The organism is Micromonospora sp. BQ32 (assembly GCF_059358895.1).
On the sequence record NZ_JCADBI010000004.1, the window covers coordinates 25633 to 47325 of the forward strand.

General features: G+C 69.9%; 17 protein-coding genes and 1 pseudogene. 9 read left to right on the forward strand and 9 right to left on the reverse strand.

Going from position 1 to position 21693, the window contains the following annotated elements; genetic code table 11:
- Position 1: 1 nt before the first annotated feature.
- Together AC5L30_RS09730 and AC5L30_RS09735 are read right to left on the reverse strand one after the other, a co-directional pair.
- The gene (locus AC5L30_RS09730) at positions 2-553 is read right to left on the reverse strand and encodes a type VII secretion system-associated protein (protein ID WP_494866613.1); all 552 of its coding nucleotides are present in this window, start codon (positions 551-553) and stop codon (positions 2-4) included.
- Between the two features lie 15 nt (positions 554-568).
- Positions 569-2422, reverse strand: coding sequence for a hypothetical protein (locus AC5L30_RS09735; protein ID WP_494866614.1), 1854 nt, complete (start codon positions 2420-2422; stop codon positions 569-571).
- A 196-nt stretch (positions 2423-2618) separates the two neighbouring features.
- Here AC5L30_RS09735 and AC5L30_RS09740 point away from each other — a divergent pair, with 196 nt between their 5' ends.
- Both AC5L30_RS09740 and AC5L30_RS09745 read left to right on the forward strand, forming a co-directional pair.
- On the forward strand, positions 2619-2918 hold the full coding sequence (locus AC5L30_RS09740) for a hypothetical protein (RefSeq protein WP_494866616.1): 300 nt from the start codon (positions 2619-2621) through the stop codon (positions 2916-2918).
- A gap of 20 nt (positions 2919-2938) precedes the next feature.
- Positions 2939-3592 carry a hypothetical protein gene (locus AC5L30_RS09745; RefSeq protein ID WP_494866617.1) on the forward strand — a complete coding sequence of 218 codons (654 nt, stop codon included), beginning with the start codon at positions 2939-2941 and terminating at the stop codon, positions 3590-3592.
- 148 nt (positions 3593-3740) lie between these two features.
- Here AC5L30_RS09745 and AC5L30_RS09750 read toward each other — a convergent pair whose 3' ends face one another.
- Together AC5L30_RS09750 and AC5L30_RS09755 are read right to left on the reverse strand one after the other, a co-directional pair.
- Positions 3741-8117 carry an FtsK/SpoIIIE domain-containing protein gene (locus AC5L30_RS09750; protein ID WP_494866618.1) on the reverse strand — a complete coding sequence of 1459 codons (4377 nt, stop codon included), beginning with the start codon at positions 8115-8117 and terminating at the stop codon, positions 3741-3743.
- 91 nt (positions 8118-8208) lie between these two features.
- Entirely contained in the window at positions 8209-8505 is a 297-nt protein-coding gene (locus AC5L30_RS09755) for a WXG100 family type VII secretion target (RefSeq protein ID WP_281580755.1), read from the reverse strand.
- Between the two features lie 236 nt (positions 8506-8741).
- Between AC5L30_RS09755 and AC5L30_RS09760 the strand changes: the two genes are divergently transcribed.
- Positions 8742-9461: a COG4315 family predicted lipoprotein gene (locus AC5L30_RS09760; protein WP_494866620.1), complete on the forward strand. Its 720-nt coding sequence runs from the start codon at positions 8742-8744 to the stop codon at positions 9459-9461.
- A 160-nt stretch (positions 9462-9621) separates the two neighbouring features.
- On the forward strand, positions 9622-9921 hold the full coding sequence (locus tag AC5L30_RS09765) for a DUF4333 domain-containing protein (RefSeq protein ID WP_494866622.1): 300 nt from the start codon (positions 9622-9624) through the stop codon (positions 9919-9921).
- 24 nt (positions 9922-9945) lie between these two features.
- On the opposite strand, the gene AC5L30_RS09770 is transcribed toward AC5L30_RS09765, so the two are convergent.
- From AC5L30_RS09770 to AC5L30_RS09780, 3 genes are all read right to left on the reverse strand, one after another.
- Positions 9946-10908: a DUF1996 domain-containing protein gene (locus AC5L30_RS09770; protein ID WP_494866624.1), complete on the reverse strand. Its 963-nt coding sequence runs from the start codon at positions 10906-10908 to the stop codon at positions 9946-9948.
- A 66-nt stretch (positions 10909-10974) separates the two neighbouring features.
- Positions 10975-11184 carry a hypothetical protein gene (locus AC5L30_RS09775; protein ID WP_494866626.1) on the reverse strand — a complete coding sequence of 70 codons (210 nt, stop codon included), beginning with the start codon at positions 11182-11184 and terminating at the stop codon, positions 10975-10977.
- A gap of 363 nt (positions 11185-11547) precedes the next feature.
- Positions 11548-12405, reverse strand: a complete 858-nt coding sequence (locus tag AC5L30_RS09780) for a GntR family transcriptional regulator (RefSeq protein ID WP_494866627.1) — start codon at positions 12403-12405, stop codon at positions 11548-11550.
- A gap of 159 nt (positions 12406-12564) precedes the next feature.
- Between AC5L30_RS09780 and AC5L30_RS09785 the strand changes: the two genes are divergently transcribed.
- The 5 genes and pseudogenes from AC5L30_RS09785 to AC5L30_RS09805 form a co-directional block, all read left to right on the forward strand.
- Positions 12565-14805, forward strand: a complete 2241-nt coding sequence (locus tag AC5L30_RS09785; protein WP_494866628.1) for an AAA family ATPase — start codon at positions 12565-12567, stop codon at positions 14803-14805.
- A complete protein-coding gene (locus AC5L30_RS09790; RefSeq protein ID WP_494866629.1) occupies positions 14802-15584 on the forward strand; it encodes an alpha/beta fold hydrolase in 783 nt (260 codons plus the stop codon). The genes AC5L30_RS09785 and AC5L30_RS09790 overlap by 4 nt, the downstream gene beginning before the upstream one ends.
- Positions 15585-16042: 458 nt before the next feature.
- Positions 16043-16615, forward strand: coding sequence for a sigma-70 family RNA polymerase sigma factor (locus tag AC5L30_RS09795; protein WP_494866630.1), 573 nt, complete (start codon positions 16043-16045; stop codon positions 16613-16615).
- A gap of 544 nt (positions 16616-17159) precedes the next feature.
- Positions 17160-17558 carry a hypothetical protein gene (locus tag AC5L30_RS09800; protein ID WP_494866631.1) on the forward strand — a complete coding sequence of 133 codons (399 nt, stop codon included), beginning with the start codon at positions 17160-17162 and terminating at the stop codon, positions 17556-17558.
- Between the two features lie 72 nt (positions 17559-17630).
- A pseudogene (locus AC5L30_RS09805) lies at positions 17631-17795 on the forward strand (PadR family transcriptional regulator); the annotation flags it as partial.
- A gap of 110 nt (positions 17796-17905) precedes the next feature.
- Here the strand turns inward: AC5L30_RS09805 and AC5L30_RS09810 are convergent.
- Together AC5L30_RS09810 and AC5L30_RS09815 are read right to left on the reverse strand one after the other, a co-directional pair.
- Positions 17906-20299 carry an SDR family NAD(P)-dependent oxidoreductase gene (locus AC5L30_RS09810; RefSeq protein ID WP_494866632.1) on the reverse strand — a complete coding sequence of 798 codons (2394 nt, stop codon included), beginning with the start codon at positions 20297-20299 and terminating at the stop codon, positions 17906-17908.
- A complete protein-coding gene (locus AC5L30_RS09815) occupies positions 20296-21693 on the reverse strand; it encodes a cytochrome P450 (protein ID WP_494866633.1) in 1398 nt (465 codons plus the stop codon). Before AC5L30_RS09815 ends, AC5L30_RS09810 begins: the two co-directional genes overlap by 4 nt.

Below are 21693 nucleotides of genomic sequence, written 5' to 3' on the forward strand. Positions count from 1 at the left end.
CTCACTCATCTCCGCTGGAGCCGACCGAGTCGCGCAGTGCGTCCGCCAGGAAGCGCATGGACCGTGGCCCGCCGGGATTGACCAGCACGTCGAAGCCGGCCGGGAGCAGCCGCAGCAGCTCGGTCAGATCGACCCGCCGCCACTGTGGCGCGTCGACCCGCGCCTGGTCGAGGGCGCCGGAGGCGACCACCACGCAGGGAACGCCGTCCGGGGCGGATGCCACGGCCACCTCGCCCGCTTCGTCGAGCGCCACCGCCACCAGACTGTCCCGCAGGGCCAGCAGCACCAGGTCGACGTCGGCCCGGTCGGTGGCGACGAGCTTCGCCGCCGCGTCCACGGGACTCGTGGGCGAGTCGGCGTTCCGCGGCCAGTACAGCGGATTGGCCTCGAACCGCCCGACGGTCCCGTCGTCCTCGACCAACCAGCCGCCGACGATCGTCTCCACCGGAGGGATTCCCCCGGCGTCCGGATCCTCGTCGTCGGTCCGGTCCCCATCGCTATCCAACAGCAGCATCCAGTTGCGCTGGACGTCGGCCTCTTCATGCTCGTTCATCGGTCCGTCCCCTCGTCAGTTCGGCTTGATCCGCTTGAATTCGCCCCTGTTCTGCACTGCCAGGGTCGCGATGGTCCGACCGGGATCGGTGAGCAGTCCGTCTTCATCCACGCCTCGGGTCGCCTGCACGACCTCGGTCGCTGCGAAGATCGGCCGCTTGTTGCCGAGGTCGCGCATGACGTTCGCGAAGTCCTGACCGGCGCTGCCCGTGGGGTTGGCGAAGTTGCAGGAGATCATGGCGATCGAGCCCTTCGGGTTGGCGCCCGTGGCCGCCCTGAAGGCGGCGTCGTTGTGCAAGATCTTGGCCATGCTGGCGCCGTTGACGTTCACCACCTTGCCGTTCGTCAAGGTCACGGCAGCGCTGTCCGGGCTGCCGTGGGCGAAGACGAGGATCGGGTCGCTCCTCAGGTTGCTCCAGGGAGCCGGCTGGAACGTGTTGCCCTGGAAGCTGGACACCTCGCCGGGCAGGCTCCGGATGATCTTCAGGCCCCCAACGTCCATTGTGCCGCCTAGGTTTCTACCCAAGGCCAGGTTGGCCTGCTGCTGCCCAAAGTCCGTGAAGGTGTCGACGTCCGTCGGCCTGCTGGGGAAGATGACACCGATCTGTCTGCCGCTACTGTCACGCAGAGGGACAGAACCAACGTCTTCGGCGTGGAAGGTCGTCACACGGCCCTTGTCGGACTGCCCGATCAGGAGCGTGGGATCCAGGTCGCGCTTCCTGTTCGCGATCTTGAGGTCGCGATCGAAGCGCAGATCGTCGATCTTCTGACCAATCGACGAGAACATGCCCTTGATGGTCTTGCCGATGCCAACCGGGGTGGAGATGGCGACGATGCCGGCCCCTGGCGTCCCGGCCTTGTCCACGCCACGGGCGCCCGTTTCGCCGCCGAGCCCCTTGGTGCTGTTCTTGATCCCGTCCGAGACGGTACCGGGCCGAGCGTTGGCGCCCTTGCCGGCGATCTTGATGATCCGACCGACGAGCCGCCCGCCCGGCACCAGACCGAGCGCCAGACCTCCGGCGGCCAAGCCGATCGCGGCGGGGTCCCCGGTGACCACCGCCGCCGCGAGGTCGATCGCACCGGAGAGCATGCCGATCGCCTGGCCGAGCGGGGGGAAGATGAACGAGGCGATCGCCGAGAGCACGTCCAGAATCGTGGTGATCCACTCGATGACGGTGCTGCGGAGGAACTCGATGAACGCCTGGAATGCCTCCACGATTTTTTCCCACAGCGACCGTTGCGGAGCGTCCTTCGCCAACCCCCGCAGCGTTGCGGCGGCAGTGCGGGCGGCCTGGTCGCGCAGCGCGGTCGCCTGGCCCAGCAACGCCTTCGCCTGGTCGAGCGCCTGCTGGGCGTCGGCGGCGCGGTTCTGTGCGGCGGCGGCGTCGTCACTGGCCTTGTCCTCGGCGGCCTTGTCCTCCGTGGCCTTGTCCTCGGCCTGCGCAGTCGCCGGGTCGCCACCCAGCGCGGCGAGCGCCGCCTGCGCCGAGACGAGCGCCGCCTGCGCCGCGACCTGGTCACCGGAGGCCTGCCTGGCCTGGTCGAGGGCCCGCAGCGACATCGTCTGCGCCTCCTCCAGCGACGGCAGGTACCGCAGGTACGCGTCGGCCGCTGCGGCGTAGGAGTTCGCCATCCGATCCAGCCGACCGGGCAGTTTGCCGATCAGGTCACGGAATGCCTCCATCGCCTTGCCCTGGCCAAGCTCGACCTGGCCACCCGAGGCGAGCAGATCGTGCGCCTCCCGGGTGGTCCTGGACAGCTCCTGGTAGGCCCGAGTGATCTCGTCAAAGGACTCCGGATCACCGGGTACCGGATCGGAACCGAGCTGCAACACCGACCACTCGGCGTCTCCCGGACGCGCCATGACCACCCTCCCCATCACACCGATCGGTCTCCCGCTCCGGCCAACGCCCAGAGCCGACTCGCACACGTAGCGGATTCGGAATCGGTTCAGCCGGGCTGAACCGATCCGATCGGCCGTCCGTGTACGGCGCGGAGTCAGTGACCGGACCAGGGAGGAGAGCGGGGATGGGCAAGCGAGGCAGGCTCGGCGCCGAGGTGGCGGCATGAGCGTGATCCACGTACCCGGCGCGGAACTGGAGCGGGTGCACGACCTGTTGCAGCGCACCAAGGAGCTGATGGACAGCTCATCGATCAGGTCGATGGGTCCGGTCGTCGACACGCTCGGGCAGCGCGAGTTGGAGGGCGCCGCACGCGAGTTCGAGAAGCGTTGGGGTGACGGACGGTACGTCATCGCCAAGGACCTCGAAGGGGTCCGTGACGCCGCGAAGGCGGTGGCCGACGCGTTCCGGGAGACGGACGAGCAGACCGCTGCCGCGCTGGAGTCGGACGGGACCACAAGTTGACCAGCGGAGGAGTCACGTCGATGACCGGTGCGGCGAACACTGTCCCGATCGGATTCGAGCTGCGTACGCCGGAGGACTGGGTCGACTTCTCGGTCGCCGACGAGGCGAGCGAGAACCGGGTGGCGGACGAGGTGTGGACGCGGGCCCGCGAGGGTGGGTTCACCGAGGAGCAGGCGGGACAGTACGCCGAGCAGCTACGCCGGTCGGTGCGGCAGGCCCGCAACGCGGGGGCCGTGCACGCCGCCGGCACGTTCCAGGTGTACGAGGACGGCGCGCTCATCGCCACTGTGCTGGTCTCGGTGGTCACCCCGCCCGCGACCGGCGACATCATCGGCGCGTTGACCGCGGTCGCGCAGCCCGCCTACACCGACGGGACCTGGCGTCGGGTGAGCACCGCCCAGATCCCCGCGATCGGCACCGTCGGCCGAGTGCACGGCATCCAGAACGTCACCCAGGACGGCGCCACCATGCGCTCCGCCGTGATGCACACGGTCGTACCACTGCCGGGAACCGCGAACGTGCTGGTGGTCACCGGTGCGAGCCCGAATCTCGCGGAGGCGGAGGAAATCTTCGAGCTCTTCGCCACGATCACCGCGACACTGACCTTCTCCTATGAGGGCGAGGCCGCCGCGTTCACGCCGCCTGCGGTCTCCCCTGGGGAGGTCGGCAGCTAGGGGTAACTGCCGACCCGCGTCGGGGGGACACCTTGGGGGGGTGTCCCCCCGACGTCATTTCCATACCCGGGCTTCGCTGGCGGTGCCGGCCCGGCACGGTCGAGTCCGGCCCGAGCCGGGCCGGGCCGGACGACGTCACGGGTCGCTTCTACTCGGTGCCGCCGGCCGCGGACAGCAGTTCCCGCAGCGTGGCCGGTTCGGTCCGCGGCACCTGCACCAGATGCAGCTTGCCATCGCCGAAGTGAGCGAACACGCGGCCCATCCGACCGCCGCCGAGCTGGCTGCGGGACAGCTTCACACCGATCAGCTCACCGTCGCCGAGGCCCTGCGGGCTGAGCAGCGCGCCCTGCCGGTTCCGGCGGGCGTCGACGTGCCAGCCGCCGAACCCGCCGGTAAGACCGTCGATCGAACCCGCCATGATCAACCCGAGGCCCTTCTCCGTCCCGACCCGGGCGATCTCACCGAGATCGCTGCCGGCGTCGCACTTGAGCAACTGCTCGGCGTCGTCCAGGACGACCACGGCGGGTCCGTCGCGCCCGTCGAGGGCAGCCGCGAGCCCGGCGGAGGTGAAATTCTCGTTCGTCACGAGGTCGAGTACCCCGGGCAGCCCGGCCAACTCCCGCAGCGGCGAACGGCGGGGTGCCGCGATCACCACGGGCGTCCCCCTCTCCAGCAGACCGGCGACCATCGTCAGCAGAGCGGTGCTCCGCCCCGAGCGTGGCGGTCCCGCCAGGATGAAGGAGGGGTTCGTCCCGAGATCCGGGCCGATGGCTGACAACTCGTCCCCGCCGACACCCAGCATCGTCCAGAGCGGACCGGTCGGCCGTGCGAGGCCGCTCGCCTCCGCCAGGGTCAGCTCGTCCGGCAGCACGTCGATCCGGAACGGGCGAGCGGCGTCGCCGACCTCGGCGTCCCGCAGCCGCGCCGCCTCGCCGATGGCGGCGATCGCACGGGCCTGACCCTGGCCGGAGCTGTCCTGGGTGAGCAGAGCGATCTGCGCCTCCGCGCTGTCCACCGCTCGGATCGCCCGGCCTGTTCCGATCTCGTCCGGCAGCTGCCGGTAGTTGATGCCGATCAGGCTGTAGTCGCTGCGTTCGGTCAGTCGGAGCACCAGTTTGTCGTCCGTCGTCGACGAGATCCGGGTGGTGAACATGCTCCGGTCGCCAGCCATCACGACGTGGATCCCGGCCCCGGCGCCCTCGCGCAACAGGGTCATGAGGGCCGCCATCACGTTACCGTTGTCGTAGTCGGCGAACGTCTTGTCGAAGACCTCGAACCGGTCGAGCAGTAGAAGGATGTGGGGCGGACGGTCGGCCTCGGCCGCCCCGGCCCGGTACTCCACCATCCCGGCCGAGCCGGTGGAGGCGAGCAGCTGCTGGCGGCGTCCCAGCTCCGCGACAAGGCGGGTGAAGAGGCGACCGAGCCGCTCGGCCTCCGTACGCTGCACCACCGCACCGCAGTGCGGCAGCTCAGTGAGGGCGAGCAGGGCCCCGTTGCCGCAGTCGACGCCGTAGAGATGGACGTCGGCGGTCGAGTGGACGCGGGCCACGGTGCCGGCGATCGTCCGCAACGCCTGCGAACGGCCGCTGCGCGAAGAACCGATGACGTGCAGGTGCCCCAGCGTCCCCAGGTCCAGCTCCAGCGGCGCCTGCTCCTGCTGAGCCGGCAGGTCGACCAGGCCGTACGCCACCGAGGCCAGGTGGTAGCCGCTGCCGCGAGGCGCGGGGAGCGTCTCGACGGTCAGCGTGTCCGGTAGCGCCGGCAGCCACGGGCTGCGCGGCGGCTCGATGGCGAGCTGCTCGCTCGCGCCCCGGACGGCCTCCACCAGCACGGCGAGGTCGGTGAGCTCGGCGGATGGTTCGGCCTTCACGCCGGGGCGGCTGGGCATCGGTAAACCCAGGTCCTTCCAGGAGACGGGCACGAGCCAGGGCGCCTGCCGGACGCTGGTGCGGGCCCCCGGGCGGAAACCGCCAACCCGCCCGGCCTGGAACGGCACCAGCGACGACTGGGCGAGGCGTACGAAGGCCCGCCCCGGCGTCGACTTCAAAATCGAGGCGGCGTCGGGGGCGTTCAGCACGTCCTGGCTCTCGCTGGTGTCGGTTACCCGCAGCGCGATCCGCAGGTTGGTGTTCGCCCGGATCTCAGGTGACACCACCCCGCCCGGACGCTGGGTGGCCAGCACCAGGTGAATACCGAGCGACCGCCCCCGCTGCGCGATGTTCACCAGACCGGTCACGAAGTCCGGCAGGTCGCGGATCATCGACGCGAACTCGTCGATCACGATCAACAGTCGTGGCATCGACGTCCGTGTCGGCTCGCGGCGCAGCAGCTCGACGTAGTCGTCGATGTCCTTCGCCCCCGCCTCGGCGAGGATGTGCTCCCGCCGCCGCAGCTCCGCCGTGAGCGAGGTCAGCGCCCGACTCACCAGGTGCGTGTCGAGGTCGGTGACCATGCCGACGGTGTGCGGTAGCCGGACGCAGTCCTTGAACGCGCTGCCACCCTTGTAGTCCACCAGCACGAAGGTCATCGCGTCCGGCCGGTTGGCCACGGCGAGTGAGGCGACCAGGGTCTGCAACAGCTCCGACTTGCCGGAGCCGGTGGTGCCGGCGACCAGGGCGTGCGGTCCGTCCCGCTTGAGGTCCAGAGCGAACGGCCCGTCCAGCGAGACGCCGAGCACCGCCTCGGTGGTCCGGCCTCCGGTGGTCCACCTGGCCGCCACCGCGTCCGGCTCCGGCGGTTCCATGCCGAGCACGTCGAGCAGCCGACTCGCGTCCGGCAGGGCGGCACCGTCGTCCGCGCCGCCGGTGTCGCGCAGCGGCGCGAGCGCGCGGGCCACCGTGTACAGCCACTCCGTCGAGAGCAGGTCCGGGTGCACCCCGGGGATCGGCGCGGCGAGCGTCCGAGTCACCAGAAGCGACCCGTCGGTCTGTTCGGCGACGACGGCCTGACACTCCTCCGGCAGCAGCTTCTCCTCGGCGTCGACGCAGATCGCGTACACCCCGACTGCGGGCCCTTCCCGCAGGATCTGCGTCACCCCGGGCAGGGAGCGCAGCCGGCGCGCCCCGTCGAGCACCACGAGGATGTCGCGGAACGCGCCGTCGGTCCGCTCGGCGGCGCGGGCCGAGATCACGGCGCCCAGTTCGGCCACGCGTCGGGCCATGGTCTGGGTGTCGGTACCGACGGTGGCGAGGGTGTCCTGGCCGTCGCGCGGCGCCGCGTGCGGCAGCCAGCCGACCCACGACCAACCCTCCTCGTCGCCCGCGCCGGCGAGTAGGTAGATCTGGAGGTCCTCGGGGCTGTGCAGGGTGGCGGCCTGCGCGACCATCCATCGGGCCGTGACCCGGGCGACGGCGTCACCGGCGATGCCGACCACACCGTGCTTGCGAACCGGCACGGTCGCCGGCACGTCCAGGGCGCTCCATCGAACCTCCCGGCGGTGCTCGTCCTGGCTCGGATCCCGCAGCACCACCTCGGACGGGAGGTCGGCGCTACCGGCCCGCAGTTCGAGGAAGTCGGGGTCGGTGCGGCGCCGTTCCCAGAGGCGGCGCTCCGGCCCCACAGCGATCAGTCGTACCGCGGCGGGGTCGGGATAGTTGTCCCGCCGGGCCAGCCGCTCGGCGGTCAGCGCCGCCTGCGCCTCGGCACTGATCCGCGCCCTCTTCGCCTCGTATTCGGCGAGCCGGGTACGGTGGGTGACCTTTCCCTGGCGTCGGGCGCTGATCTGACCGGCGATCAGCGCCACTGGCGACAGGATGGCGAAGAGCAGGGTCAGCGGGTTGCGGGTGATGAGGTACGCGGCTCCGGAGACCACCAGCGGCGCCAGCACCGTGATCAGCACGAGCGGTCGCCGTTCCGGAGGCGACGGCGGCGACGGAAGAGTGAACTGGGTCGGTCGGACCTCTGGCAGCAACCGTGGCGGACGATTGTAGTCCAGGCCGGTGCGGTCCTCGGAGATCTGCAGTGCGGCCTCTGCCTTGACCGGAATGCGCAGCTCCAACAGGGACGAGCCAACGGCGAGCTGTCCGCCGGGGGCCCACGCCTGTTCACCGTCGAGCTCGACCCGGTCGAGCAGGAGGCCGGGTCGGGCCGCTCGCACACGACACGCTCCGTCCGGGGTGACCCGGACCGACGCTACGACGGGGGCGAGCGAGGGGTCGGTGAGGCGGACCCGGCTGATACTCGCGGTACCGATGGTGTGCTCACCGAGGTCGAGCGGATAGGCGGCACCGGCGTCAGTGCCGCTGACCACCCGCACCTGCACCAGCCCCGGCGGTTGCGCCGGGGCCTCGGGCACGGGGCGGTCCAAGCCGAGCACCGTGCCCTGGCGCAACGGGGCTTCGGCGAGAGTGAGCCGTGGGTCCAGTGGCGCCCCGGCGACGAAGATCGCCGGTGGTGTGCCAGCGGGGTCCGGCCGACGCGCGGCGAGCGCCTCGGCGAGTTCCCCGACAGTAGTGTCGGGGGCCGCCTCAACCTGATATTCGATGACGGCGGTGGACGGATCCGCAACGGTGAGCTGCAGGCGCACGAGGGTCTCCTGGTCGGATGATCCGGCGGGAAAGACGGTCGGGGCCGCGTGGTGATTCGCTCACCACGCGGCCCCGGGTCCGTCCGGTCGTTCAACGGCCGAGGCTGGCCCCGGTCTGGTTGTCCGTCTCGGAGAACGCGTCGCTGACCTGCGAAAGGTACTGGCTGATGCCCTCCATGCCGTTCAGGGTCTGGTCGACGCTGCCCTTGTACTCGTCGAAGTACGGGCCGAACTTCTGCTGGGCGGCCGGGGTGTTGTAGCCACCCTGGATCAGGGTGTCGATCTTGCTCTTGGCCTGGTTCATCCCGTCCAGCAGCGTCTGCATGTTCTGCTTCAGCCAGGTCGCGGACTCCTGCATGTCCTCGCTGACGATGTGGTAAGTGGCCACGTTCCGCTCCTTTGTGTCGTCGGTTCAGCGGCACCGTGAGGCGGTCGCTCCTGGGCCGCCTTCCATCGTTGCCGCCACCCACACGGACGGTGGTCCGGAACGGTTCAGCGGGAGGTTCGGGTTCGTGACGAGGGCCTCGTCCGACCTCGACGGTGAACCACTTCGCCGACCGCGCCGTGTGGGTGCCGGATCACGCGGATGGGCGCGGTCCTCCCCGAACACGAGGTGGAGCAGAGATGCTTTTGCACAGCCGGGTCGCGCGGACCGCGATCGCAGTGGCCAGCGTGGCGGCCCTAGCCGCGTGTGGTGACGAGGCGACCGGGCCGGCGGCGCCGGCCACGGCAGCGGTCCCCACGGTAGCGGCCCCCACGGCGGCGCAGGCGACGCCGAGTTCGACCGCCGAGGCCGGCACGCCACCGGAGGTGATCGAGGCTCCGGCGACCCCGCTCGCAGAGCCGACGGTGGCGAAAACCCAGGGTCGGGTACGGATCTACAGCGGCCCGTCCGACGTCCCACTCTCACCCGCGCCCGACACGGGGCGGGGCAGCAACATCATCCAGCTGAACGGGACCGCGTCCGCCGAGATCGGGACGTACGTCGCCGACGGGCAGGGCCGGACGCTGTACCGGTTCGACAAGGACACGGCCAAGCCGTCGAAGTCGAACTGCAACGGTGCGTGCGCGAAGACGTGGCCGCCGCTGCTCGTCAAGTCACCCGGTCAGATCTACCCGAGTGGAGTCAACTCGAAGTTGGTCGGTTACGTGGAGCGGGCCGACGGCACTTGCCAGGTGACCATCGGCGGCTGGCCCGTCTACCTGTTCTCCAAGGACACCGAGCCGGGCGACATCAACGGTCAGGGGGTCGGTGGCACCTGGTTCGCGATCAGCCCGACCGGTGAACGCACCAGGTCCCTGCCCGATGTGGCCAGCACGCCCACCACGGCCACCGCCCGCTGAGCCTGAGGGGACGACGATGACCAACCCGTACCGGGGAGCCGACGGCGGCTCCCCGACGCCCGCCCCTCGTTGGGCACCGGCACCACCGGCGCAGTGGGGACCGGCCTCCACTGTGCCGGGCACACCCGTCGAGCGTAGGCGGCGCGTCTCCCGGAAACTCGTGATCGCCGTGGCCGGCCCGGTCGTGGCGCTGGCGACGCTGGTGGCCGTACTCGGACTGGCCTGGCCCGGATTCTTCAACAAGAAGGTCTTCGACACGGCGGCGCTACAGCAGGGGGTGCTGTCGGTGCTGCGCGACGACTATCAGCTCGACGCGGACCTTGTCGCCTGCCCGTCGGGGCAGTCGGTCACGGTGGGCAGCCGCTTCTCCTGCTCCGCGCAGGTCTCGGGCGTGCCGAAGACGATCACCGTCACGGTGGTTTCTTCCGACGGCCGGTTTGAAGTCGGTCGTCCGCAGTGAGGTACAACCCTCCGGCCGTCCAGATCAGCGGTCCTGACAGGTCTGCCCGCTGTTGAGGCAGTCCACGACCTTCGCCATCAGGGGCTCCGGCATCAGGTTGACGAAGAACGCGTGATCGGTCAGCGGGCTGTTGCGTTGGCCGTCGAAGGCGTCGATGTGGTAGCCGGCAGCCGGCGGGAGTTCGTACGCGAGGGTCAGCCGAAGCCGTGGCACCGGAAAGGTGTTGCGGGGGCACGAGCCGTTCTGGGAGGGGAAGAGCAGGTGCGCACGGTGACTCTCGCTGTCCACCCGCCGGCCGTCCCAACAACTCGGGAAGTCGTACACCCGCTGCACCTGGTCGCCGGCCGGGCATTGGGGGTACGCCGTGGTACGGCGCTGCGGTGTGCTTGAGCAGGTCCAGGTCGCCGCCGCGTTCTGGCCACCGTTGGTAAGGGCCACGGCGTCTCCGACCGTGCCCGCGAGCTGCTGCGGCATCGGCACGACGTTCCCCCGAAGGTTGCCGGAAAAGGTGAGCGTCACCTCGACCGGCACCTGGATCTGGCCGGCGTGGCCCGTGGCGTCGCCGGGCTCGACCGTGCGGAGCACCGGCCAGAAGTACGTCGAGCGGTCACCGTTGTGACAGGTCGACCCGGCGGCCGCGAGAGTCTGCGGCGTCGAGCCGACGGCCGTGGAGACGTTGCCGACGTAGTCGTGCACGTGATGCGGCTGTCCGGGATAGTCGGGCGCCATCACGATGTTGGCGGTGTTGCGGTGGCCGTTCTCGTTGCGGCCGCAGTCCCAGGTGTAGGTGCCGGTCGCCGCGCCGGGCGCGGCCGGGCCGGACGGAACGAAGTTGATGTCGACGAAGTCGGTGCCGGGGGAGTCGGTCGCCGTTGTCGGTTGTGTCTCGCCCCCGGCATCGCCCTGCCACGCCAGGCCGCAGGCGAGGATGACGAGCAACAGCTCCACTGCCAGCGTCACGGTGATGGCCCGGCGCTGCGCCGTCACACACCCGCCCGCCGCTCGAACGTCATGCGGCACGTCCGCACACTCCCGTCGCCCCACGTTATGAACCTAGGTCAGGTGTAGCCAGCCGTGCTTCAGCGCGTTCGGCAGCGGGTACTCCAGCTTGCGGATCTTGCCACCGAAGGCCAGACCACTGTTGCAGTCCTCCCGCTTCGCCCAGATCCGGGCGCCGCCGAGGTGTTCACTGAGCCGGTCCAGGAGGTGGAGCGGACTGGGGCCGAACAGCAGCGGGTAACGATCGAAGGCGTCGAGAGGCATGGTCATTCCTCCGTCGGGGTGGTCTCGAGCAGGGGGCCGCGCGAGACAGGCGAGCCAGACCCTGGCCGGCGAACCGCGGCGCGCTTCCCAGCTGCCGCAGCGCTTGCGTGAACTAGTTGAATGTCACGCCGCCTCGACCTCAGGATGCAATATACTGCATGCCACTGGCCGGCGTCTGTTAAGGGGAAGCGTGGTCAGCTTGTTCAGGGCGAGCCCGTCCCCGCCCGAGTTGACCTGGTCAGCAACGGCGGACGATCAACTTGGCCAACTGCTGAGCCCTATCCGCCAAACTGAGCGTGCAGGTGTGCGGCAGACCTCGAAGTCCGACCGCCTAGCGTCCGACGGGCGATGAGCCCGAGGCGCTCACTGCGCGGGCGCGTCGTCAGGCGCCCCAAAGTCAAAGAGGGGATCCAGGCTCAGCCAGTTGTTCCGGGCGGCCATCGCGGCTTGCTCCACGTCGCCGGCCTCGCACAAAGCGATGATGCGTTCGTGCAGAGCCACCGAGCCCCGCCCGCTCAGCGAGGAGAAACGAAGGCGTTCGAGCCGCCGTAGAATCGGTGTGAACTGCTCCAGCACCGACCGTATCGCCGAATTGGCGGAGGCCGTCACCGCAACGCCGTGGAACTCGTCGTCCGAGGCGATCGCGGCATCGATATCACCTGCCTGGAGAGCTGCCGCGAACCGTCGATTAGCCGCCCGCATGGCCTCGATCTCATCCGCAGACAGATTGGGTACAGCCTGGCGCACGGCAAGCTCGTGCATCGCCGCGGTGACCGACTGCGCTGCCCTCGCGGCCTGGACGTCCAGTGGAGTGACCATCGTGTAGCGGCCGGGCTTGGTCTGGACAAGACCGGCCTCCTCAAGCCGGGCCAGCGCCTCGCGCACCGGGGTCCGGCTCACACCCAGCCACTGGGCCAGATCCGCATCGTTGAGTCGTTCTCCCGGCGCCAAAGTGCCGTCGACAATTGCGTCCCGGATCGACCGGTACGCGTTCTCCCGCAGCAGGGCCCGCGGAATCACACCCTCACGCTCGGGAATCGGCATGCAACATATTCCACACTGCATCCGGCCAATCGTCAACGAGTCGGACGTCACTGCGAAAACAGCGGTCGATCCAGCGGCACTCGCCGCATCGACGGCGAGCATGCCGTGCTCACCAGCCGCCGTCCTGTCCGGATCGTGCCTATAAATAGCATGCTCGGTCGTTTTCGCGCGGTCCACCAGACATACCTCGGTTGGTCCCCGTGACACCGGACAACCCGAGCGGTCGCGGACCGCGCTCGGTTGGCTGGTCTTCCGCCTTACCTCGGCCGACGGCCCCCGTCACCTGCGCGGAACGAGTCGACGGGGGAGCGCAGTGATAGCAACTACGCTCGAGGCATGATCGGACGACGTCGCGAGCTTGCCGCCGTCCAACGACTGCTGGACCGTGCTGTCGCCGGTGCCGGCGGGTGCCTAATCGTCGTCGGACCTCCCGGGTCTGGAAAAACCGCGCTCGGTGACGCGGCAGCAGACCTCGCCAGGCAGCGTGGCCTGCCGGTGGACCGCACGGCGACGGCTGATGGTACGGGCGCCCGGCTGGTGATTCTGGACGACCTCGACCTCGACCAGGCCGGGGCGGCGGCTGACCTCGATCAGCTGGTGCTCGCCGGCGCGGCGGTCCTGGTCGCCACGACCGAGGCAAGGCAGTCCGGCCAGCACCTGTATCTCGCCCCGCTGACCGAGGCCGAACTGGCCGCCCTCCTGCCGGGGACGCCGGTCGGGACGGTGCACGCGGTGTGGCTGCTCACCGCCGGCTGGCCCGGACCGGCCCTCGACCTCGCGGCGGCCGTGCCGCCCGCAGCCGGCGTCGACGCTGTCGTCGAATGGGCCCTTACGTCGCCCTCGCGAAGCCAATTCCTCGACCTCGACATGGCGCTGATCCGGCTGCTGGAGGACGCCGCGTCGAACGTGCTGCCGCCGGCCACCCGAGCCCGCGTGCTGGTACGACTGGCCAGAGAACTGCTGGGTGACCCGTCCGCCTCGGCCCGGCGACGGGAACTCGTCGATGAGGCTGTCCGGCTCGCCAGCGCCTCCAATGATCCGAGGACCCTCGCCGAGGTGCTGGATGGGCGGCTGCACGCTTTGTGGGATCCGGCTGCCGCCGGAGAACGTTCGTCCACGGCGGGCCGGATCGTCGATCTAGCCCGTCGGGCCGGGGATGCGATCCTCGAGCGGCGGGGACTGTTCTGGCGATTCACCGCTCTGGCCGAACTCGGCGACTTGGACGCGGCCGAAGCGGCCCTGGTCGCGTACGCCCGGGCGGGGGAGCGGGACAGCGACCCCGAGGCGGCGGTCGTCGCCGCCTCCCGGCAAGCCGTGTTGGCGCTGGTTCGGGGCCGTTTGGGGCTTGCGGAGGTGCTCGCTGCCGAGGTGGCCGAGGCAGGACGACGGATCGGCCTAGCGGATACCGACCGGCTGACCGCGTCGCTGCGGGGCCGGATCGCGTCGATGCGCGGCGATGCGGCAAGCCAGGTCGAGCCGCTGCGCGCACTCGCACGGCGACTGCCCGGGCACTTCTTCGAGGTGACCGCGGCCCGCGCTCTGGCAGAGTCCGGCCAGGTTGCCGAGGCTTTGCTAGAAGTGGATCGCCTGCTGCCGTCGGTTCTGGCCGGCGCGGGTCCCCGTTGGCTCGGCGCGGTGGCCGACCTGGCCTTCGTCGCCTCGCTCGGCGCCTCCCCAACTGCCGTTCAGGCCCTTTACGATGCTCTTCATCCCTACGCCGGTCGCCTGGTCGTCTGGGGCGGGGCGAACACGATCACCGGACCGGTCGACGACTATCTGGGCCGTCTCGCCGCTGGGCTGGGGTGGTCCGACGAAGCGCTCGCGCATTTTGACAGGGCTGTCGCACAGGAAAAGCGGCTCGGCGCGCTGCCTTGGCTGTCGGCCACCCTCGCGGCCCGTGGGGATCGGGCGCAGGCCGCATCGATCGCAGAAGGGCTCGGCCTGCCGGTACCCGGTGAATTTCCGGGAATCTCCGAGGGGGCCGAGTCCTCGAAGGCTGCGGATGGCCCGCCGGCAACAGACGGTCGACCAAGCGCTGACGTCTGGAAATTGGGGCGCGACGGCGACGACTGGGTCATCGACGCAGGCACGGAGCATGCCCGCCTCCGCGACGTTCGGGGGCTGCACTACCTGCGTACCCTATTGGCCGCACCCGGCCAGGAGATCGCCGCTCTGGATCTTGTCGCGGGTGGCGCTGGCCTCGTGACGCCCCCGCCCGAGCCAGTGCTCGACACCGCGGCCCGTGCGGCGTACCGCAAGCGGCTCGACGACCTCGCGCGCCAGATGGACGCGGCAGACCGCACTGGCGACGTCGAACTCGCCGCGAAGGTCGCGGCCGAGCGAAGCGCGTTGCTGGCTGAACTGCGGCGGGCCGCGGGCCTGGGGGGTCGGACTCGTTCGCACAGCGCCGAAGCGGAACGGGCTCGGGTCAACGCGACGCGCGCCCTGCGGGCGGTGCTCACCAGGCTGGAGCCGATCGCTCCCATCGTCGCGGCGCACCTGCATGCGTCGATGCACACCGGTGGCTACTTTCGCTATCAGCCGGCAGCCGGTGGACCGGCACGCTGGCAGCTGTGACCGAGGCCACGAACGCCTCGTTCAACGCCTGGTTACGCCTACGGGGTATGTCATCTCCAATTGTCCTGCTCCACGGACTCACCTTCGATCGGCGGCACTGGGACCCATTGCGGCGCGAACTCGCGGTCTTGGAGCCGGATCGTAAGGTCCTCGCCCTGGACCTGCCGGGCCATGGCGAGGATCCGCCCCGGGCGTCGTACGACCTGGGCGAGGTGGCCGAGGTCATCCACGGCCAGATCACGGCGGCGGCCCTGACTGAGCCGCCGACCGTGGTGGGTCACTCCGTGGGCGGGGTGATCGCTACGATCTACGCCGTTCGCTATCCCACACGCGCGGTCGTCAACCTGGACCAGTTCTTGCTGCCGGGTCCCTTCGGGGCCATCGTGCGGGCGGCGGAGCCGGAGCTTCGTGGCCCCGGCTGGCGCGCCGTCTGGGAGCGCATGGTGGCCGGGATGGGGATCGAGTCGCTGCGGGGCGAGGCGCGACACCTCGCGGAAACCGCCACTGCTCCACGACGCGATCTGCTGCTGGGGTACTGGGCCGAGATCCTGCACGGTAACGACGGGCAGATCGCAGCTGATCGGGAGGCGGATCTGCGGGCGATTGGTGAACGGGGCATCAGTTATCGGTGGGTGACCAGCGCGGACCCGCCGACGCCCTATGTCGAGTGGCTGAGGGCGGCCCTGCCGACGACCGTCATCACGGTGCTGGCCGGTAGTCACCTGCCTCACCTGGAACACCCTGCCCAGGTCGCCCGGCTGCTTTCCATGGACGACTGACCATGGAGGGGTTCCGCCAGCGTGGCTTTGCGCACGGTGGTCGAGCAATTCACGCCCCTTCTGCGCCGCATTGAGTGGCTGCGGTTCTCGTCGCTTAGCGGCCGCCACTCGTGACACCCTCGGCACCGGCCTGGGCCCAACTTGATTGAGATTTGGCCTTTAAGGGCTGTCAGAGCTGCCACGAATCGGTGGTTTTCCTGTGGTCTGCGTAGAAGGCTGCGACGCTATTCCCTATCGGCGCAGTAGCCGGAACAGCAACCGAAGCCGAAAAGGCGGCGTTAATCCATTCTTCAGGCCCAGCAAGAATCTACCTGCGCATCCGCCGCTTACCAAGGTGATAGTGGCTGGCGATTGCCGAGCATAACTCCTTCACATCGATGTAACTATCAATGATGTGGATTTTCACTGGGCTCCCCATACGCTCTCGTCAACCTGCCGGATTTCTACGGGGATTAACTATGACCATAGCGACCAGCGCTGTCGGGCCCGACCTTTTTGCGCCCGATGCGTCTGACACTGAACGTCCGGACTGCCGTGCCGAGTCTCGTATGCTCGAAATTCATCGAAACAACGGCGGCGCGTTGCTCTATTTCCTGCGCAGCCTGGTCTCCCCGGGCGTCGGCCATACCGCCGAGGATCTACTTCAGGAGACCATGCTGCGTGCCTGGCGGAGACTCGACGCGGTGCCGACCGAGCCCGAGTCGCAGCGGCGCTGGCTGTTCGCGGTGGCCCGCCGGCTGGCCATCGATGCGTACCGTAAGCGGCAGTCGCGGCCTGTGGAGGTGAGCCTCGTTGACACCGAACCCGCAGGCTCCGGGAGCGAGGCAGCCGAGACGGCGATCGCGCAGATCACAATGCGACACGCCATCGGCCGACTCAGCACTGCCCACAGGTCGGCGCTCCTGGAGTTGTACGTGAGGGGACACACCGTCGATGAGGCCGCGGCTCGGCTCGGCGTCCCAGCCGGCACGGTCAAATCCCGCGCCCACTACGCCGCGCGATCCCTGCGCAACGCATTAATCAACGATTGAGCCCCACTCATCGGCCGGCTCATCCTGAACCTCGCCGGCAGCCTCCCGGCGACCTCATCGCGGCCCTCAAGACGCGGCTGGCGGGGAACCGCTTAATCGAGGTCGCGCAGCCGTTCCGGCGCCACCGATGATCCGCGCTCGGCTCAGCGTTCACCTGATCGGGCCGCAGTCTGCCCTACATCGACGTCCGGGCGCACAGTCCCGCCGTGCCGGACCGGTAGCTAGTCCCGTTGCCTGAAACGCCAACCCCAGTAGCGGCGCGCGACCGGCGCGTCCTCTGTGGTGACCTCCTCGGCGTGCTCGAAGAGGTCACCACCATAGCTAGACTTGCACGAGCTTCAGAGTTGCGCTCAGCGTCAACGGCGGTGGGGCAATGGGCCGTGTCCCCCCTCGGACACGTACAGTTACCCCACAGTAATCAGCGTCAGGCTTAGCCTCGACGCTGATTTTGTTTTCAGTGGGGTTGTAGGTGAGGGCGAGCCGTAGCTCGCGGTAGGGACGCTGGGCACTGGTCAAGTTCATCTGGCCCAAGGTGCTGCCGGCGATGTCCGCCACCCTCGTCGGGTTCCTCGGGCTGCGCATCGCCCTCACGACGCTCGCCCGGCCGCACTACCTGCCCGCTCGCGTCCTGACCTTCCCTATCAAGGACGCCACCGAGCAGACCAACCCGGCCGCCGCCGACTGGATCCTCTCCTACGGCATTCGCGACGCCTCCGGCAAGATGCTCACGGCCAACGCGCAGATCGCCTGCGCCCCCGACGCCACCGGACCGGGAGCCGCGTGCGGCGCCGACCTCGGCATCACCTCGGGCGCCTACAACTGGCAGCTCTACCAGTCCGGAACCCGGTACTGGCTATTCCAGGGCATCGAGTTCGGCATCTTCGTCGCCGTCGCCGCCCTGCTGCTCTACCTCGCCGTTCGCCGCATCCGCCGCGTCGCATGACCGCGAAACCATCGAAGGGAGGCGCCATGCGCACACTCACCTACATCGCCGCGGCCGCGCTGGCTGCCGGCGCGGCGGCTGCGTGGCGAACGGGACGAGGAGACGTTCCTGCGCGAGGGTGAGCGCATCGGGCCGTACCTGACGTGTCTGCGCGGCCGCCGGTTCGAGCAGGAGAACCGTGAGTGGTGCGAGCAGGTCGCGGCGCTGCTGCGCGCCCGGGCGGCGCTGTCGGACTGACCCTGCTGTCGGTGTCATCGGCGGGTCGGTCCCGGCTGGCCGACGAGAGCCGGCGGTCGGGCCGGCCGGATCGGCCCGACCGTCGGCGTCAAGCAGTTTGGTCGGCCTGCTCAGCCGCCCGTCACGCAGAGACCGGTCAGCTGCAGGACGGGCTCGTCAGCCGCCAACCCGGTCCAGTGACGTCCGTCGGACGAGCCGAAGAGCCGGTCGACGCGCTGCGCCCCCGGGCGGGCGACGATCCGCTGCACGCTCACGCGGCGTCCGGTGCCAGCGGCGGCGGCGGTCGCCACGGCGGCCTCAAGGGCGGTCGGGCAGATCGCGGCGGTCGGTGGAAACGGCATCGTCCACAGGTCGGCGGCCGTCCCGGCCGACAGGTCGGCCGAGTGCCCGCCGTCGTGCCCGACCCGCCACCGCGGACGGCCGATCGCCAGGCCGGACCAGCGCAGCCGAGGTCCACCGGAGCGGGGTGGAGCGTCAGCGGCTGGCGGGAAGGTCGCCGCCAGCGCCGAGGGCTCGGGCGGATCCTCGGCGTACCGCAGGGTGGCCGTGGCCGCCGGTTCGCCACCGTCGCCGAGCACCGCCACGGTCACCGTCCAGCCGTTCGGGGTGTCCGCGCCGACCGCGTGGTTGACGAAGCGGGTTCCCTCCTGCCGTAGCCGCAGCGCGTCGAACTGCACGGACACGTCGCTCAGTTCGACCAGGTGGCGGCGGGGCCAGCCCGGCGGGGCCACCCAGTCGGCCACCGAGCACATCTGCTCGATCAACACGCTGACCGGCAGGGCGGGGACACCGTCCACAGTGAACTCGCCGGCCAGACACGGTTGGTCCCCGGCCCGGTGGGTGACCGCGCTGCGGAGCTGGGCGAACGGCTCGAACAGTTCGACCTCACCCAGGAAGTGGGCCAGCGAGTGCAGGCGTGGCAGGTCAGGGTGACCGGTGAACCGCCAGAATCCGCGCAACATCGAGGGGACCAGGGCGACCCCGATCCGACCGATGAACATCACCTCGCTGGTCGTACCCGCCCGCATCTCGTCGGTCCAGCGCCGGACGCCGTCGTCCGGCGCGATGGTGGAGACGTACCGGACAGCGTTGTCGTAGTTGGTGATCACCCCCAGCCGTTCCCAGGTCGGCCAGCACAGCGTCTGTGCCGGTAGGCCGTGGGTGCGGTGCGCCCAGAAGCCCAGCCGGGCGAGGGCTTCGTTACCCGCGGCGTAGTCGATCTGTCCGACCATGCCGCCCAGCCGCCCGGCGAGTGACCCGACGTTGCAGAACATCTTCAGCGTCGCGCGCCGGCGGTCGTCGGCGAGCACCTGGTTGACCAGGTTGGCGAAGCCGGTGACCTTGACGTCGACGGTGTCGACGACCTCTTCCGGCCGTTTCTCGGCCAGCCTTTTGGGCAGGTCGATGCCCGCGTTGTGGACGATCACCGTCGGCGCGCCGACGGTGTCGAACAGGGCCGCGACCTGGGCCTCGTCGGCGCAGTCGCACGCCTGGTAGGTGATCCGGAGACCGGCGTCGCGGGCGGCGGTGACATTGTGGTGCACCGCGCGCAGCTCCGCCTGTCGCCGCAGCACCTCGCGCACCTCGCGCAGTCGCGTCGCCGAGGTCGCCGCCGCGACCTCGGCGCGCCGGTATTCCTCGAAGGCGGCGTCGTCGAGGGCGAGCCAGGGCTCCTCGACGGACATGGCACTGCGTCCGGTGACCACCACGTGGCAACCGAACTCCCTGGCCAGATGCTCGGCGAGCGCGAAACCCACGCCCCGTGCGCCGCCGGAGATCAGGACCAGGTCGTCGGCGCCGAGGTCGAGCCGGGGTTCGGGTGCGTCCTGCCGGCGTGCCTCCAGCACGTAACGCTCGTCGCCGGCGTAGCCGACCTCGAACTGGTCCCACGAGCCGAGTTCGGCGTGCACCACGTCCGCGATGCGGACCGCTTCCGGCCGGTCGAGGTCCACCACCTTGATCGCCAGGTTGGGCAGCTCCCGGACCAGGCCCTTGGCGAGCCCCGCCCAGATGCCGCCCAACGGTTGTTCGATCGGAGCGTCGTCGTACCCCATCTTGCCGCCCATGACGGTGACCACGAGGTACCAGCAGCCGTTGGCCAACGGCTGGGCCGCCCAGTCCGGATAGCGGTGCGCGAGCATCCGGACGCTGCGGTCCAGCGCGGAGCGCCAGTCGCCGTCACCGGGGGAGTACCGGGCGCCAGCCACGTTGAGGTCGACGACGCCGCCCCAGGCCGCCGGGGCCGGCTCGACACCGCGAGCGGCCACGTCGACTGCGAGACCTCGCGCCCGTAACCGTGCGGCGACGCCCTCCGCCAGCGCCACGTCGTTTCCGACGACCAGCAGCGGTCCCACGTCGGCTACCCGGGCGGTGACCGGCCGAGCCGCCGGGACCGGTGTCCACACGAACCGATCGACGGGCCGGACGAACGATTCGGTGGTGAACGAGACCAGGTGCGGCCGGAGGGCGGGAGCACCCGCTGGGGACACCGTGGCAACGGTCACGACCGCTCCTCGAGGTACGCCGGCACTCCGCCGGTCGGGAACAGGGTGATGTACGTGCCCGGCCGGATGTCGTGACGCACCAGGCGGAGCCGGAACCGTTGACTGATCATCGCCACCGCGAGGACGCAGGTCGCCAGTGCCAGAGCCTTGCCGATACACATCCGTCGTCCGCCACCGAACGGGAGGTACGCGTACCGGTGTCGTCTCGTGGCGGCGGTGCGGAACCGGGCGGGGTCGAAGGCGTTCGGATCGGTCCAGAGCTCGGCGGAGCGATGGGTGCCGTAAACGCTCATCAGGAGCGTGGTGCCGCCCGGCACGAACCGCCCCGCGACCGTGTCGTCGGCTATCGAGTCGCGGGGGAACTGCCACACCGGCGGGTAGAGCCGGAGCGCTTCGTCGACGGCGGCGGCGACGGCGGGCAGCCGGTCCACGTCGTCGATGGTCGGTGGGTTACCGGCCAGCACCCGGTCTACCTCTTCCTCGACGACCCGGCGCTCGCCGGGATGTCTGGCCAACTCGTACAGGGTCCAGATCATCGCCTGCCCGGTGGTGTCCGAGCCGGCCAGGAGCAGCGTCCGCAGACTGTCGGCGACGCCCTGGTCGGACAGGTCGGATCCGAGCAGTCGACCGGCGAGGTCGTCGCCGGTGTCACCGGTGCGTCCCCGTGACGTGACGGCGTCCCGCACGATCGCGTCGATCTTCTGATGGGCCCACCGGCGCTCCCGGTGGTATCGGGTCGGCAGCGCCTTGGGCAGAAGCTCGTTGATCCCGAAGACCGTCTTCGTGTACATCACCTTGGACGCGATCGCGGCGGCCTCGGAGTAGCCCGTCTCCGGCTTCGAGAGATCCCGACCGACCACGGCCGCGCCGATCACCCGGGCCGAGATGCTCATGACGTCGTCCGCGATGTCGACCGGTTCCCCTCGGTGGGCCAGCTCGGCCCAGCGGTCCAGCACGGCGCTGGTCGCGGTGATCGTCTCGACGGCGTCGTCGCGGGTCCGCTGCGGGGTGAACGCCGGCTGGACGACCCGTCGGTGCGTCTTCCACTCGGCGGTGTCGAGGGTGAGCAGGCCACGACCCATGTACGGGGCGAATCCCCGGTACAGCTTGCCCCGTACGTAGTTGTCGGGGTTGGTACGCAGCACCCGCTCGATGGCGTCGGGCTCGGTGACCTGGATGAACGGCACCGGCAGCTTGACGCCCACCATCGGGCCGTACCGCCGCTGGGCGTCGAGCGTGTACCCGAGCGGATCGCGGAAGTAGGGCCCCGCGTCGCCGATGAAAGGCAGCCCCTTCGGGCCGTGCGGCACCGGGCACGCGTTGCCCCGCTGCCCGCTGACCGGGCACGCCGCCGGTGGGCTGGTCGTATTCTCCGACTGCTGTTCGATGGACAT

Bases quoted from the DNA above. Each gene is read 5' to 3' on its own strand.
- AC5L30_RS09730 (WP_494866613.1), bottom strand. From the start codon at position 553: ATGAACGAGCATGAAGAGGCCGACGTCCAGCGCAACTGGATGCTGCTG.
- AC5L30_RS09740 (WP_494866616.1), top strand. From the start codon at position 2,619: ATGAGCGTGATCCACGTACCCGGCGCGGAACTGGAGCGGGTGCACGAC.
- AC5L30_RS09745 (WP_494866617.1), top strand. From the start codon at position 2,939: ATGACCGGTGCGGCGAACACTGTCCCGATCGGATTCGAGCTGCGTACG.
- AC5L30_RS09760 (WP_494866620.1), top strand. From the start codon at position 8,742: ATGCTTTTGCACAGCCGGGTCGCGCGGACCGCGATCGCAGTGGCCAGC.
- AC5L30_RS09775 (WP_494866626.1), bottom strand. From the start codon at position 11,184: ATGCCTCTCGACGCCTTCGATCGTTACCCGCTGCTGTTCGGCCCCAGT.
- AC5L30_RS09785 (WP_494866628.1), top strand. From the start codon at position 12,565: ATGATCGGACGACGTCGCGAGCTTGCCGCCGTCCAACGACTGCTGGAC.
- AC5L30_RS09795 (WP_494866630.1), top strand. From the start codon at position 16,043: ATGACCATAGCGACCAGCGCTGTCGGGCCCGACCTTTTTGCGCCCGAT.
- AC5L30_RS09800 (WP_494866631.1), top strand. From the start codon at position 17,160: ATGTCCGCCACCCTCGTCGGGTTCCTCGGGCTGCGCATCGCCCTCACG.
- AC5L30_RS09815 (WP_494866633.1), bottom strand. From the start codon at position 21,693: ATGTCCATCGAACAGCAGTCGGAGAATACGACCAGCCCACCGGCGGCG.